The following is a 13,054-nucleotide window of genomic DNA, read 5'->3' on the forward strand; positions in this document are numbered from 1 at the left end:
ACGCGGCGTTACCGGGCGATCGTAATTACCGACCGAACGTACGGTGAGATGGAGTTGTCGTGAGCAGACTGTTGGAAAGCTATGTGGCCGGTCAGTGGTACGCCGCACCGGACGCAGGTACCCCGTTGCCGAGCGCAGTGGACGGATCGGAGGTGGCCCGGATCTCCGCAACCGGCATCGACCTCGCCGAGATGGTTACGTACGCCCGCGAGGTCGGCGGGCCTGCACTGTCCGCGATGACCTTCCACGAACGTGCCGGCGCGCTCAAGGCTCTCGCCCTCACGTTGATGGCAGGAAAAGCCGAGTTCTACACACTCTCCACTGCCACCGGTGCGACGACGCGAGATTCCGGGGTGGACATCGACGGCGGATTCGGGACCCTGCTGAGCTACGCGAGCAAGGCTCGGCGCGAATTGCCCGACAGCACAGTCTTTCTGGACGGAAACGTCGAGCCTCTCGGCAAGGGCGGAACCTTCCTCGGGCAACACATCTATACATCACGTCGCGGCGTCGCCGTGCAGGTCAACGCCTTCAATTTCCCGGTGTGGGGGTTCCTGGAGAAGCTGGCACCGGCATTCATCGCGGGGGTGCCGTCCATCGTCAAACCTGCCAGTTCCACGGCATATCTCACCGAACTCGTCTTCCGGCGCATCATCGAGTCAGGCTTGCTCCCAGAGGGTTCCGTCCAACTGCTCTCCGGTAGTGCACGCGGCCTCCTCGATCACCTCGGCGGGCAGGACTCAGTGGCATTCACCGGATCCGCCGACACCGCGGCAACGCTGCGTGCTCACCCGAACGTCGTCGGCAAGGGCGTCCATTTCAATGCCGAAGCCGATTCACTCAACGCGTCGATCCTCGGCGAGGACGCCGTACCAGGAACGCCCGAATTCGATTTGTACGTCAAACAACTCGTCACCGAGATGACGGTCAAGGCGGGCCAGAAGTGCACGGCGATCCGGCGCGCCCTGGTCCCGCTCTCGCTGGTCGACGCCGTTGTCGATGCCGCATCCGAGCGACTGAACAAAGTGGTCGTGGGACACCCCGATGCTGATGGCGTCACTATGGGAGCTCTCGCCAGCATCGAACAGCGTGACGAGGTCTTGAAATCCATTCGCGGTCTGACGAAGTCGGCAACTATCGTATTCGGAGACCCGGACAACGTCGACGTGGTCGGTGCCGACGGCCAGTCAGGAGCCTTCCTTTCCCCAGTCCTTCTCCGGGCGGAAGAGAATGCGCACGAGGTACACGAACTGGAGGCCTTCGGACCCGTCAGCACCGTCATCGGATACGACGGCATCGATCATGCGATCGAACTCGCGGCCCGTGGCGAGGGAAGCCTCGTCGCCTCGGTGGTCACTGCCGACACCGACATCGCACGTCGACTGGTGCTGGGTCTCGCAGCTTTTCACGGCAGAGTGCTCGTGCTGAACCGCGACGACGCCAAGGAATCCACCGGCCACGGCTCTCCCCTTCCAGTCCTCGTACACGGCGGTCCCGGCCGTGCCGGCGGCGGTGAGGAGCTGGGTGGCATCCGCGGAGTTCTGCACCACATGCAGCGGACCGCCGTACAGGGCACACCCGACGTCCTCACCGCAGTCGGCGAGCGCTGGTTCACCGGATCGCAGCGCACGACCGGATCCGAACATCCATTCCGAAAGAGTCTCGCCGAGTTGAAGATCGGTGACACTGTTGTCGGCGGTCCGCGCCAGGTCACACTCGCAGACATCGATCATTTTGCAGAGTTCACCGGTGACACCTTCTACGCTCACACCGATCCGGTGGCCGCTGCGGCGAATCCACTCTTCGGCGGCATCGTCGCGCACGGCTATCTTGTTGTCTCACTCGCTGCGGGCCTGTTCGTCGACCCGGCTCCCGGCCCGGTTCTCGCGAACTTCGGCGTGGACAGCCTCAGGTTCCTGACTCCGGTCAAAGCCGAAGACAGCCTGACGGTCACCCTCACAGCCAAGACCATCACACCTCGCAGCAGCGCCGACTACGGTGAGGTTCGTTGGGACGCCGTGGTGACGAACCAGGACAACGATCCGGTCGCGACATACGACGTCCTGACTCTGGTAGCCAAGACTCGCCCCGAAGGGAATTGAAAGCACATGACCTATCGAGTAGCAGTGTGTTACGGACGCCCCACCGATCCGGAGGCTTTCGACAAGTACTACAACGAGATCCACGTCCCGCTCGCCAGCGCAGTGCCAGGGCTCTCGGACTTCACGTTCAGCAAGTGCTCGACGCTGGACGGCTCCGATCCAGTCTTCTATGCCGTCGCCAACCTCGAGTTTCCCGATCTCGAGACTATGCAGAGCGGCCTGAAGTCCCCGGAGATGGGCGCCGCTGGAAAAGATGTCGCAAACTTTGCCACCGGCACGGTCGACATGTATGTCCAGGAAGTTGTCTCGGTCCTCTAGACCCCTGCAATTTCCCGATCACACAGGAGTTGTCTCGTGAGTACAGGAAGCATCACCGCCAGAGAGATGTTCGACGCGGACCAGGCATCGCAGGCACTCGGTATCGAGATTTCCGAGCTGGCGCCCGGTAGCGCAACCGTGACCGTCACCGTGGGCGAAACCATGGTGAACGGTCACGGAATCACACACGGCGGTTATGTTTTCCTGCTCGCGGACACCGCGTTTGCGCTCGCCTGCAACGGCTACGAGGATTCAGCCGTTGCAGCGCGCGCGGACATCAGATTTCTGCGTCCGACCCGTCTGGGCGACACCTTGACCGCGATCGCCACCGAGAAGGCTCGAGGCGGCCGAAGTGGGATCTACGACGTGACCGTTCGCAATGGCGACACCGTCGTGGCCGAGTTCCGCGGCGACAGTCGAACCATCACCCGCTGAAATTCAGCCCACGGTGTATCAGCCCACGGTGTATCAGCCCACGACGGGAAGTTCGAGGGGGCCGGAACCGTCGGCAAAGATCGTCACCGGCATACCTTGCAGTCCCCCACGGAAACTGATGTCGCCACCGGTGATCGCGAGACGCACGGAATGCCCTGGCTCGAATCGGTGCACTATCGCCGGCATCGTCACCGGCACCGGCTGCGACGGATCACTGATGCGTATGGGCGCGATGAGTCCGTTGATCAGCGAGGAAGTTCCGTCCGGAGCCACGTCGTAGAGTTTCGCGAACACCACCGGCTGTCCGGGCGCCGCAACACGCAGCGTCACAGTGGGGGCTCCCACCACGTCCATAGCCTCGGTCATCGGCGCAGTGGTCCAGAGCGCCTCGGTTCCCGGAATCTGTGCATTCGGAATGTTTCCGGCCGGATTGATATTGAGTGGCTCTACGCCCGTCGGCAGCCCAGCCGGTGCGGTGACGATCGTCTTCGAACCCGGTATCACCGGCGTGCCGTCCGGTAGCAGTCCCCCGTCAGCGGACAGATGGAAGGCGCGAGCGGTCCCGACATCGACGGTGTCGGACGTCGCGTAGGCCGGTGCCGCGTTTCCCTCGTAGTCGATCCAGTTGCGGAAATACGCGAATTCCGGGCCGGTCTCGGTGTTCTCGTCCTTGAGGTAGTGATCGAACCAGTCCATGAAGCGACCGGTCTCGTACTGGGTATCCTCGTCGGGTGCGGAGAAGCTGAACTCGCCCGGCGCAGCGGCCAAGTGGCTGTGCCCCCACGAATGCCAGATCATCTTGGCATCGACGCCACGATCCTTCAGCGCGTCGTAAGTCGCGGTTGCCTCGTTCAGATCGAACAGGGTGTCCTGTTGCCCCTGAGCAAGCAGTACCGGGATATTGATCCGGTCGACGAACGACGAGACCGATGACGCTCGTAGCTCACTCACTACTTGCGGTCCGATGTCGCCGGTCACCACTGCCTCGGCGATCGCGTTGCACATGTAAGGGACGTAGTTCGGGCAGCCGGGTAGCCGTGCGGGATCTGCGATGTAACCGTCCACACCGGGATTCGCGATGCCCGCGCCGAAGAGCAGCGATGCAAAGAGCACCTTCGCTGCTCCCGGCTCCGCTGTCGACACACCGGAGATGATTCCCGTGCTGTTGGGCGCCAAGGAATACGAGAGATCGTTCCAGGTGATCATGGGGATGATGGTGTCGATGCGGGGATCGACACTCGCGGCGGCGAATTGAATGCCGCCGCCGTAAGAGCCACCCGTCATTCCGACTCGCGGGTCGTTCGTCGACGGTGCACCGGTGTGATCGACGGAGTCCTGAACCACCGTGGTGAGCGCCGGATAGGGCTGCGTCAGAGCCTGATCCGTGAAGGCAATCCCTTCTTGGCCGCCGAGGAAGCTGACCAACTGGGAAGCGGCGACACCGTCGTATGCGGGAGAGTCGAGTGTGATCTTGCAACTCGTGCCGCCGAAACCCAATCCCGAATACGTCAGTCCGACATACCCGTTCTCGGCGAAGTTCTGCAGGGCAGGAATCTGGTCCTTGTACGAACCGCCGAACCCGTTGGTGGTCAGGATCGCGGGAGCTGGGTTGTCAGAGTCGACACCATCGGGAACAAAGAGTTCACCGACGACGGTGCACGGCGTCGAGAGTTCAGGCCCGACATCGACCGAGAAGTACAGCAGCTGTGACGAATACGAGCCGTTCGGTGAATCCGCGAGCGCCGGCGGCGAAAAGCCGAGGGCGCAAACCACGAGCGTGACGACACTGATCGCTGTTCTCCGGCGCACCTGAAAACCGTACACCCGGATCTGTTCTCCACCAGCTCAATCCGGCGCGTGCCGCCAACGTTTTCTCGCGAAAGTCACGCCAGACCGAGCCGACCTCTACTTGACCGTCAAGGTGCCGTGCATGCTCGGGTGGTAGGTGCAGTGGAACGTGTACGTTCCAGGCTCGTTCGGCACCGTGATGGTTTCCGTCTCACCCGCTTCGATGTCCTCGTTGAACAACCCCGCGGTATCGGACGTGACCGAGTGCTCGACGGTGTCGTTGTTCTGAATGGTCAGTACCTGTCCGGGCATCACCGACTCCGGCGTCGAATATTCGAAACCGCTGATCACGATTCCCATCGACGACGCTCCCGGCGTCGACATACCCAGAGGCATGCTCGGCATCGACATACTGGTCGGCATGCTGGTCATCGGCATACTGGTCATCCCCATGCCGTCGTGATCGGCCGAATCGTTGTCCGACGAATCGTTGTTGTCACTGCACGCGGTCAGTGCGAACACCGCCAGGATCAGCGCTGCGAGCACTGCGAGAATCCGCTTCATTGCTTCGCCTCCTGCTCGTTCCCCCGCAGTCTGCTGATTACCCGCCGCCTAGGGGGCCAAACAGCTCCGATGTGGTGCCTGCGGCGCTGATAGTGCACGATTTCTGCACCAGCTCCACTCGCGGACCGACACTGAAGGAAACAGCACAGATGGCCAAGAGCAAAACGTCGAAGGCAGCCCAGCCGAAGGCGTCGAAGGCAGCGCAGCCCAAGGCTCCCAAGACAGCAGAGCCGAAGGTAGCCGAGAAGGCTCCCGCCGTTCTCTGGAAGGACCTGCCGGACGAGCACGACTACCCGGCAGCCCGCGATTACCTCCAGTTGGGCGCGACGCCGGTTCAGGTCCAAGCTCTCGTGTACGCCCTCAAGACGGCGACGCTGGTCTCGAAGAAGGCCAAAGACATCCTGCGGGCTGCTGGGCTCCCTCTGCTTCCGGTCGACAACCCACACGTTGCTGCCGACCTGTTGAAGATCCGCAAGGGGATCGCGCTGTCGCCGATCCTGCTGGTGCAGGGAGACTTCCGCGCCGGAGTACCGGCGCAGATCGCCGACGGCTACCACCGTGTCTGTGCGAGCTACCACGTGGACGAGAACACCGCCATCCCCGCGAAGATCGCACCCTCGACAGTTAACTCGTAGGTCGTCGATGACCTTCGGCATCCTTGCCCTCGTCGCGCTGGCCGGCATTCTCGGCCCGCTGCTCGGCGCTCGCGTCAGCTGGCATGTCCCCGTGGTGGTCGGCGAACTTGCCGCGGGCGTCGTCTTCGGTGTCACCGGTTTCGGGCTGCTCGACTCTTCGGACCAGACTTTCACGTTCCTGGCCGATATCGGATTCGCGCTCACGATGATGGTGGCCGGCTCACACGTCCCGGTTCGCGATCCGGCAGTCCGTGCGGCAATCGGCAAGGGTGCCGTTCGCTCGGTTGTCGTCGGACTTCTGTCGGTTGTTGCCGGCTACGGTGCGGCGACGGCATTCGGCACCGGTCACGCCGCGCTGTACGCGGTCCTGATCGCGTCGTCGTCCGCGGCGTTGATTCTCCCCATCGTCGATTCGCTGGGGCTCGGTGGAACCTCGGTTCTGCAGATGACTGCCCAGGTCGCGATCGCGGACACCGTCTGCATTGTTGCGCTGCCTTTGGTGATCGATCCGGACAATGCCCCTCGTGCCGGTGTCGGCGCACTGGCTGTGGCGGCGTGTGCGGTTGCCTTGTTCTTCGTACTGCGAGCCTTCCACCGGTCCGGCCATTGGCGAAGGCTCCACAAATTCTCGGAGAAACGAAAGTTTGCACTCGAACTCCGGATCAATCTGGTGATCCTCTTTTCTCTGGCAGCGCTGGCGTCGAGCACTCACGTGTCGATCATGCTCGCGGGCTTCGCCTTCGGGCTCGTTCTTGCCGCGATCGGTGAACCCCGCCGCCTCGCCAAACAGCTCTTCGCCATCACCGACGGCTTCTTCGCTCCCCTCTTCTTCGTCTGGTTGGGAGCGGCGATCAATCTGCGCGACCTCGTCACCCATCCGTCCGCCATCTGGCTCGGATTGGTCTTGGGCGGAGCAACTCTCGTGGTTCACGCCGCGATACGCGCCCTCGGTCTCCCGCTCCCTCTCGGCGTGCTGTCCGCCGCACAACTGGGAGTACCGGTTGCCGCAGTTACGGTGGGCACTCAATTGGGGGTGATGGGCGACGGTGAACCCGCAGCCATCCTCCTCGCCGCCATGATCACGATCGGTGCAGCAACGCTGGCGGGTGCTGCCGCGTCGAAAGCTGGTCTCACGAAGCCTGCTTGACCGCGGCCCTCTCCACCGTCAGCAAGCTCTCCTCCGAATGTTCGGCGTGATACGCCGCGCCGCCGCCGCGGGCACCGAAGAGTCGCTTGCTCCAGATCAGCCATACGACGGCAGCGATGTTCACCAGCAGCAACCCGGCCCTCAACCACGTGATCTTCTCGGTCAATTCGTAGATTTCGAGGGGCAGGAACAAGCTGGTCGCCACCACCGCGAAGTACTCGCCCCAGCGTTCGACCATCCACAGGCCGACTGCCTCGATCACTTGAAGGCCGGCGTAGACCAACAGCCCGACTGCGATCCAGGTGAGCGTCGTAGCGGACAACGAAAACGCCTGCTCGATGTGATGGACCAGTTTGGAATCGTCGATGTTCCAGCCCAATTGACGGGCAAGTGGCCTGATCAACGGCAATTCGTTCTCGAAGGCGTCCTCAGCGCGACCCTTCGACGATCTCAGTTCGAACACACCGATCGCCAGAAGAACCAAACCCAGAGCGCGGAACATTCTCTCGGTGGCGAGAAGTCGCATGATCAACCGGTCGCGAAGCAGCCTCCCCCGCGGAACCTCGGGGGCGGCGTCCGCCGGTCCCGATGCTCGGGGCGCTCCCGGGACGAAGTTGCCGCAACGTAGGCACCGCCACGCCTGACCCACCGCAGTATCCACATGTAGTCGATCCCGCAGTTCCGGTTCGTCCGGAGCGTAGGTCTCGTGACCGTGCCAACTGCACGAGCGCAATGCGAAGTCCACGGGTGAACTCTATGCCGCATATGCCCGGTAGCGTGGATACCCGCTGACCGTGCACTTCGAACGATGAGGATTCCGATGACAACCACCAAGATCGAAACCCGGCATGGCGTCATGGCAGTCGACGACAGTGCCACCGACGGTTTTCCGGTTGTCTTCATCCACGGGAACTCGGCCAGCCGCTCCATCTTCCGTCATCAGGTCGACGCCGACTGGGCCGGCGACTACCGCATGATCACTCTGGACCTACTCGGCCACGGCGACTCCGAGGACGCGAGCGATCCCGAAGCCGCATACACGCAGAACGGTTACGCCGACGCCATCGTCGATGTTCTGACCGAACTCGGCGTCGAAAGAGCCGTTGTCGTCGGCTGGTCGCTCGGCGGACACATCGCTCTCGAGTTGATCGCGAAATTCCCCGGGCTCACCGGAATCGTCATCACCGGTACGCCGCCGGCAAATCCCGAGACGCTCGGCGACGCCTTCAATGCCGGCGACGGATTGTCCATCGGCGGCACCGAGGTCATCACCGCGCAAGAAGCCGAACTCTACGCACGAATGACCGCCGTTCCCTTCGAGCAGGCTGCCCTCGACGCCGCGATACGCACGGACGGACGCGCTCGCAAGATCATGTTCGACGCATTCGGCGCCGGCCGCGAATCGGATCAGAAGGCTCTGGTTGCAACGGCGTCTGTGCCTCTCGCGGTGATCGACGGCGCCGAGGACCCGTTCGTGAACACGTCGTATGTCGCGTCGTTGACCTTCGCGAATCTCTGGGAGGGCACGTATCACGTGATTCCCGGTGTGGGGCATGCAGCGTTCTGGGAAGCCCCTGAGGTGTACAACCCACTGTTGCAACGATTCCTCGGCAGTTTCGCACAGTAACCTGCTGGACAACCTGCTGGACGCGGCGTCCTATGAGATAGAAGCCACTCGACAATCCGGCCATGTCCGGATCATTCATCGCCGTCCTACAGTTCGGAAAACGACTGGAGGCACTGCGATGACCATTCTCGAGCACGGCACGGAAACGTGCATCGGTGGACCGACCCTTCCCCAGATACGACGCCTCGTCACCGAAGTGCCCGGCCCCAACTCGCGCGCTTTGGCAAAGCGCCGGAGCGCCGCACTACCGGCCGGGCTGACCAGCGGATCCAGCATTTACGTTGCCGCAGCGGGCGGAGGAGTTGTCGTCGACGTCGACGACAACTCGTTCATCGACTTCGGCAGCGGCATCGCCGTGACCACCGTCGGAAACAGTGCGCCGCGCGTGGTCGAACGCACCACGCGCCAGCTCGGTCAGTTCACCCATACGTGTTTCCTCGCAAACCCCTACGAGGGGTACCTCGAGGTCTGCGAAGCGCTCAACCGCCTGACCCCGGGAGATCACGAGAAGCGAACAGCGCTGTTCAACACCGGCAGCGAAGCGCTCGAGAACGCCGTGAAATACGCACGTGCCGCCACCGGTCGCCCGGCAGTTGTCGTCTTCGACCACGCATTCCACGGTCGCACGTTGATGACCATGACGATGACAGCCAAGAACCAGCCGTACAAGGCCACATTCGGCCCGTTCGCACCAGAGGTCTACCGGGTTCCGATGGCATACCCCTACCGTTGGCCGAGCGGCCCCGAAAACGCGGCCGACGAAGCATTCGCCCAGTTCCGTCTTGCGATCGACACTCAGATCGGCGCCGAATCGGTAGCCGCTGTGGTCGTGGAACCGATTCAGGGTGAGGGCGGTTTCATCGTTCCCGCTCCGGGATTCCTGAAGCGAATCTCGGAATTCTGCCGTGAGCGCGGCATTCTCGTCGTCGCGGACGAGGTCCAGACCGGTATCGCACGAACCGGAGCCTGGTTCGCCAGCGAGAGTGAGGACTTCGTCCCCGACATCATCACAACCGCAAAAGGTCTCGCCGGCGGAATGCCACTCGCCGCCGTGACCGGCCGTGCCGACGTCATGGACGCCGCGCATCCCGGTGGTATCGGCGGTACGTACAGCGGCAATCCCGTTGCCTGCGAGGCCGCCCTGGCAGTTTTCGAGACGATCGAGATGGAAGGGCTCCTCGACCGCGCCAAGGACATCGGCGACATTCTGACCACAGGTTTGTCCGAAATCGCTTCGGACACAGACATAATCGGCGACATTCGTGGACGCGGCGCCATGATTGCAATCGAACTCGTCCACGACGAGGACAAGGCTCCGAATCGCGAGGCCGTCGCCCAGATCGTCAGCTACGCCCACACGCACGGTCTCCTTCTGCTCACCGCCGGCACCTATGGAAACGTCGTCCGTTTCCTCCCGCCGCTGAGCATCTCCGACGAGTTGCTGACCGAAGGACTCGGTATTCTTCGCGACGCTGTGGCCGCAGTCCGATGAGCGTCGCAGTGCGCAGCTTGATCGGCGGAGCTTGGGTCACGGGCAGCGACGGCACACTGACGGACACCAACCCGGCCCGTCCCGACGAGGTTGTCGCCACCGGAGGCCGCGCCGGTGCCTCCGAAATGGCGACCGGTGTTCGCGTCGCCCGCATCGCCGCGAATGACTGGGCCCGCCTGCCGATGTCCGCACGCGGCGCATACCTCACTCGCGCAGCGGAAATCATCGAATCCAACGCTGAGGCCTGGGGCGAAGAACTCACCCGCGAAGAAGGGAAAACGCTGGCCGAGGGTATCGGAGAGGTGCGCCGCGCAGCGCAGATTCTGCGTTACTACGGCAACGCCGCCGACCGCGAGACCGGAACGGTGTATTCCTCCCCACGTAGCAGCGAGCAGATTCTCGTCACTCGCAAACCTCTCGGAGTGGTAGGCGTCGTCACGCCGTTCAACTTCCCGATCGCGATCCCGGCATGGAAGATTGCGCCTGCCTTGGTGTACGGAAACACCGTCGTCTGGAAACCGGCTGCCGCGGTGCCCCTTCTGGCCTTCCGTCTCGCGCAGGCACTGACCGAAGCGGGCCTACCCGACGGAGTCCTGAACATGATCCTCGCCGACAGCGCGGCCGGTGAAGCGCTGGTCGATCACCCGGACCTCGACGCCGTCACCTTCACCGGTTCCACCGGCGTCGGCCGAAAGATCGCGGGATCTGCTGCGGCGCGCGGAGTTCCGGTACAGGCGGAAATGGGTGGAAAGAACGCAGCCGTCGTACTTGCCGACGCAGATCTCGAGCTTGCGGTCGAGCAGGTCATGCTGGGTGCATTCCGGTCAACCGGCCAGAAATGCACGGCCACTTCACGTCTGGTACTCCATGAATCCATCGCCGAGGAATTCCTGGCCAGGCTGACCGTTGAAGTCAAGCAACTGAGAGTCGGAGATCCACTCGATCCCGACGTCACGACAGGTCCCGTGGTCAGCGCATACGCGCAGCAGTCGATCATCGGGGGGATCAATCGAGCCGTCGGCGGCGGCGCCAGGGTTGTGGCCACCGCCGAAGCGCCGCAGTCGGGCTACTACGTCCAACCGACAGTGCTGGAACTACCGTCGAGCACCGAACTGTGGTTCGAGGAACTCTTCGGCCCGGTACTGGCGGTGCAGCGGGCAGCAACAACCGCAGACGCATTCCGCTTGGCGAACGAGGGCGAATTCGGTTTGTCCGCAGCATTGTTCACGCAAGACCTGACCAGTGCACTTGCCGGTGTCGACGATCTGGACGTGGGGATCCTGCACGTCAATTCGGAATCGGCGGGCGCTGATCCCCACGTACCTTTCGGCGGTGCGAAGAGGAGTGGATACGGGCCCAAGGAACAAGGCGACGCGGCGCGAGAGTTCTTCACTCACACCACCACCGTCTATCTCAGGGGCGGCCGAGCGTGATCTGAATTCGATTCCGCCTGCAGCAGTTCACGAGCTTTGAGTGCGATCCACAACTCCGACCGGGTGTGGGCGGAATCGAGATCTCGGCCGATCAACTCGGCAGCCTTGTCCATGCGGTTACGCAGCGTGTGCCGGTGAACACCCAATTGCGCTGCAGCGGATTCCCATTGACCATTGTGGTGCAGGAACGCTTCGATCGAGTCCACCAGACGGGAACCGTTCTCGGCGTCGTAGCCTTCCAGCACACCGAGACCACCGGCCGCGATCGACTGCAGAACATCGCTCGACTGCACACTCAACAAGAGACTGAAAGTCCCGAGCTCCGAGAACGGAACGAGCGTGTGTCCTTCGACCTGCCCCACTTTGGCAGCAGAGACGGCCTCGCGCAGACTGGCCGCTACACCGGTCATCGGGCGGACGCCACCGATTCCACCGTTGATACTCCGGCGTGAATTCTCCCGCACTCTCGCGTACACACTGCGTGTGACCTTCTCCGCAACTTCACTTTTCACGACGAACCACACACCGGTTCCGTCAGTCAGCGGGGCCAACAGGTACGGCACCGACTCTTCTTCCAGGGCCGCTGAAGTGATGTCGGTGGCCGCAAGCAAAGGTCCGACATCGGTCAAGGCAGTTGCCACCACCGTGGTTTCGGATTCGAATCCGAAGTACCGCAACAGACTTTCGTCGACGTCACCGCCGGCCTGGCGCACCATCGTCGTAACGGCCAACCTCAGCCGCTGTTCGGCATCGACAACCCGCAACGGCTTGGCAAGCTCGATGGTCAACAGCGACACCGTGTGGCCCACCAACAATCGCTCGGACTGATCCAAGGCGGCGTCGGACGCCACGGCCAGCGTGCCGCTCACAGCAAGGCGGTGAATGGCCAGGTGGCCGTCGTCGTCCACCACGATCCGGCTGCGCTCCTTACCTGATCGCTCCCTGATGCGTTCGGGCAGAGACGAACTCGCACCTTCCGTCAGAGCCAGCACCGCGCCGTCCCGATCGAGAACACAGACGGCTGCGTGAACGGCTCGCCCCAGGGCAGTGATCAGAGCCGGCACCCCATCGAGCAGGGCACGCGCCAACTTCTCCTGCGCGTCGACCACCGCCTGCACCGTTCGTATCTGGTCGGCGGTCAGTTCGTCGATCACGGCCCGCGAAATGGCGATGAACGGCGTCTCCTTGGCGACGGAAAGCACGGCAAAACCCAGTTCGTCGCCGGCCCTGATGATCGCGTCCGGCACCCTCTCGTGCACGGTGCCGGTGTCGAACGCCAGTGCCACCGCACCGGTCTGCGCGATGCGCTCGACGTACTCGTATTGCTTTGTCGCCGAACGCGGTAGATGCAGCCCCGTCGTCATGACAAGCTCTCCACCGGCGAGCCAACGGGTCGGATCCTGCAATTCGATTGCGTGCGCCCAGCTGATCGACAGATCCACGTCGTCGTGACCGGCAACGATCGTGAGGCCGAGCGAGGTGGTGGCTGCCAGCCGCAGGACAGTCATCGGCA

At 63.0% G+C, this 13,054-nt stretch carries 12 protein-coding genes; 8 read left to right on the forward strand and 4 right to left on the reverse strand.

Annotated features, from left to right (window positions below):
* Window positions 1-59: 59 nt before the first annotated feature.
* The 3 genes from paaZ (at window position 60) to paaI (ending at window position 2,855) form a co-directional block, all read left to right on the forward strand.
* Window positions 60-2,102 carry a phenylacetic acid degradation bifunctional protein PaaZ gene (gene paaZ / locus ATN38_RS09960; RefSeq protein ID WP_218747896.1) on the forward strand — a complete coding sequence of 681 codons (2,043 nt, stop codon included), beginning with the start codon at window positions 60-62 and terminating at the stop codon, window positions 2,100-2,102.
* A gap of 6 nt (window positions 2,103-2,108) precedes the next feature.
* Window positions 2,109-2,420 carry an EthD family reductase gene (locus ATN38_RS09965; RefSeq protein WP_007730606.1) on the forward strand — a complete coding sequence of 104 codons (312 nt, stop codon included), beginning with the start codon at window positions 2,109-2,111 and terminating at the stop codon, window positions 2,418-2,420.
* 66 nt (window positions 2,421-2,486) lie between these two features.
* The gene (gene paaI, locus ATN38_RS09970) at window positions 2,487-2,855 is read left to right on the forward strand and encodes a hydroxyphenylacetyl-CoA thioesterase PaaI (protein WP_050794025.1); all 369 of its coding nucleotides are present in this window, start codon (window positions 2,487-2,489) and stop codon (window positions 2,853-2,855) included.
* A 33-nt stretch (window positions 2,856-2,888) separates the two neighbouring features.
* Here paaI and ATN38_RS09975 read toward each other — a convergent pair whose 3' ends face one another.
* Both ATN38_RS09975 and ATN38_RS09980 read right to left on the reverse strand, forming a co-directional pair.
* Window positions 2,889-4,679, reverse strand: coding sequence for a CocE/NonD family hydrolase (locus tag ATN38_RS09975; RefSeq protein WP_218747898.1), 1,791 nt, complete (start codon window positions 4,677-4,679; stop codon window positions 2,889-2,891).
* A gap of 81 nt (window positions 4,680-4,760) precedes the next feature.
* Window positions 4,761-5,207, reverse strand: coding sequence for a cupredoxin domain-containing protein (locus tag ATN38_RS09980; RefSeq protein WP_042446430.1), 447 nt, complete (start codon window positions 5,205-5,207; stop codon window positions 4,761-4,763).
* A gap of 272 nt (window positions 5,208-5,479) precedes the next feature.
* On the opposite strand from ATN38_RS09980, the gene ATN38_RS09985 reads away from it, so the two are divergent.
* Both ATN38_RS09985 and ATN38_RS09990 read left to right on the forward strand, forming a co-directional pair.
* Window positions 5,480-5,842 (forward strand): hypothetical protein, encoded by a 363-nt coding sequence (locus tag ATN38_RS09985; RefSeq protein ID WP_042446474.1) that lies wholly within the window; start codon window positions 5,480-5,482, stop codon window positions 5,840-5,842.
* 7 nt (window positions 5,843-5,849) lie between these two features.
* The gene (locus ATN38_RS09990; RefSeq protein ID WP_030536077.1) at window positions 5,850-6,989 is read left to right on the forward strand and encodes a cation:proton antiporter; all 1,140 of its coding nucleotides are present in this window, start codon (window positions 5,850-5,852) and stop codon (window positions 6,987-6,989) included.
* On the opposite strand, the gene ATN38_RS09995 is transcribed toward ATN38_RS09990, so the two are convergent.
* A complete protein-coding gene (locus ATN38_RS09995) occupies window positions 6,973-7,734 on the reverse strand; it encodes a DUF2127 domain-containing protein (RefSeq protein WP_218747900.1) in 762 nt (253 codons plus the stop codon). The two genes, ATN38_RS09990 and ATN38_RS09995, sit on opposite strands and share 17 nt — an antisense overlap.
* Before the next feature lie 75 nt (window positions 7,735-7,809).
* Between ATN38_RS09995 and ATN38_RS10000 the strand changes: the two genes are divergently transcribed.
* From ATN38_RS10000 to ATN38_RS10010, 3 genes are all read left to right on the forward strand, one after another.
* Complete coding sequence (locus tag ATN38_RS10000) at window positions 7,810-8,616, forward strand: alpha/beta fold hydrolase (RefSeq protein WP_003942939.1); 807 nt, start codon at window positions 7,810-7,812, stop codon at window positions 8,614-8,616.
* Window positions 8,617-8,734: 118 nt separating this feature from the next.
* Window positions 8,735-10,108, forward strand: coding sequence for a 4-aminobutyrate--2-oxoglutarate transaminase (gabT, locus tag ATN38_RS10005; protein WP_064443609.1), 1,374 nt, complete (start codon window positions 8,735-8,737; stop codon window positions 10,106-10,108).
* On the forward strand, window positions 10,105-11,541 hold the full coding sequence (locus tag ATN38_RS10010; protein ID WP_218747902.1) for an aldehyde dehydrogenase family protein: 1,437 nt from the start codon (window positions 10,105-10,107) through the stop codon (window positions 11,539-11,541). Before gabT ends, ATN38_RS10010 begins: the two co-directional genes overlap by 4 nt.
* Here the strand turns inward: ATN38_RS10010 and ATN38_RS10015 are convergent.
* Window positions 11,517-13,049, reverse strand: a complete 1,533-nt coding sequence (locus ATN38_RS10015; RefSeq protein ID WP_256931598.1) for a PucR family transcriptional regulator — start codon at window positions 13,047-13,049, stop codon at window positions 11,517-11,519. The two genes, ATN38_RS10010 and ATN38_RS10015, sit on opposite strands and share 25 nt — an antisense overlap.
* Window positions 13,050-13,054: the final 5 nt, after the last annotated feature.

Origin of the sequence: Rhodococcus sp. FH8, from assembly GCF_019266085.1 — a bacterium.
GTDB classification, from domain to species: Bacteria; Actinomycetota; Actinomycetes; order Mycobacteriales; family Mycobacteriaceae; genus Rhodococcus_F; species Rhodococcus_F qingshengii.

What these genes read in the sequence shown, in the direction of transcription:
- ATN38_RS09965 (WP_007730606.1), top strand. Translation starts at nt 2,109, where the DNA reads ATGACCTATCGAGTAGCAGTGTGTTACGGACGCCCCACCGATCCGGAG.
- paaI (WP_050794025.1), top strand. Translation starts at nt 2,487, where the DNA reads ATGTTCGACGCGGACCAGGCATCGCAGGCACTCGGTATCGAGATTTCC.
- ATN38_RS09980 (WP_042446430.1), bottom strand. Translation starts at nt 5,207, where the DNA reads ATGAAGCGGATTCTCGCAGTGCTCGCAGCGCTGATCCTGGCGGTGTTC.
- ATN38_RS09990 (WP_030536077.1), top strand. Translation starts at nt 5,850, where the DNA reads ATGACCTTCGGCATCCTTGCCCTCGTCGCGCTGGCCGGCATTCTCGGC.
- ATN38_RS10000 (WP_003942939.1), top strand. Translation starts at nt 7,810, where the DNA reads ATGACAACCACCAAGATCGAAACCCGGCATGGCGTCATGGCAGTCGAC.
- gabT (WP_064443609.1), top strand. Translation starts at nt 8,735, where the DNA reads ATGACCATTCTCGAGCACGGCACGGAAACGTGCATCGGTGGACCGACC.
- ATN38_RS10010 (WP_218747902.1), top strand. Translation starts at nt 10,105, where the DNA reads ATGAGCGTCGCAGTGCGCAGCTTGATCGGCGGAGCTTGGGTCACGGGC.
- ATN38_RS10015 (WP_256931598.1), bottom strand. Translation starts at nt 13,049, where the DNA reads ATGACTGTCCTGCGGCTGGCAGCCACCACCTCGCTCGGCCTCACGATC.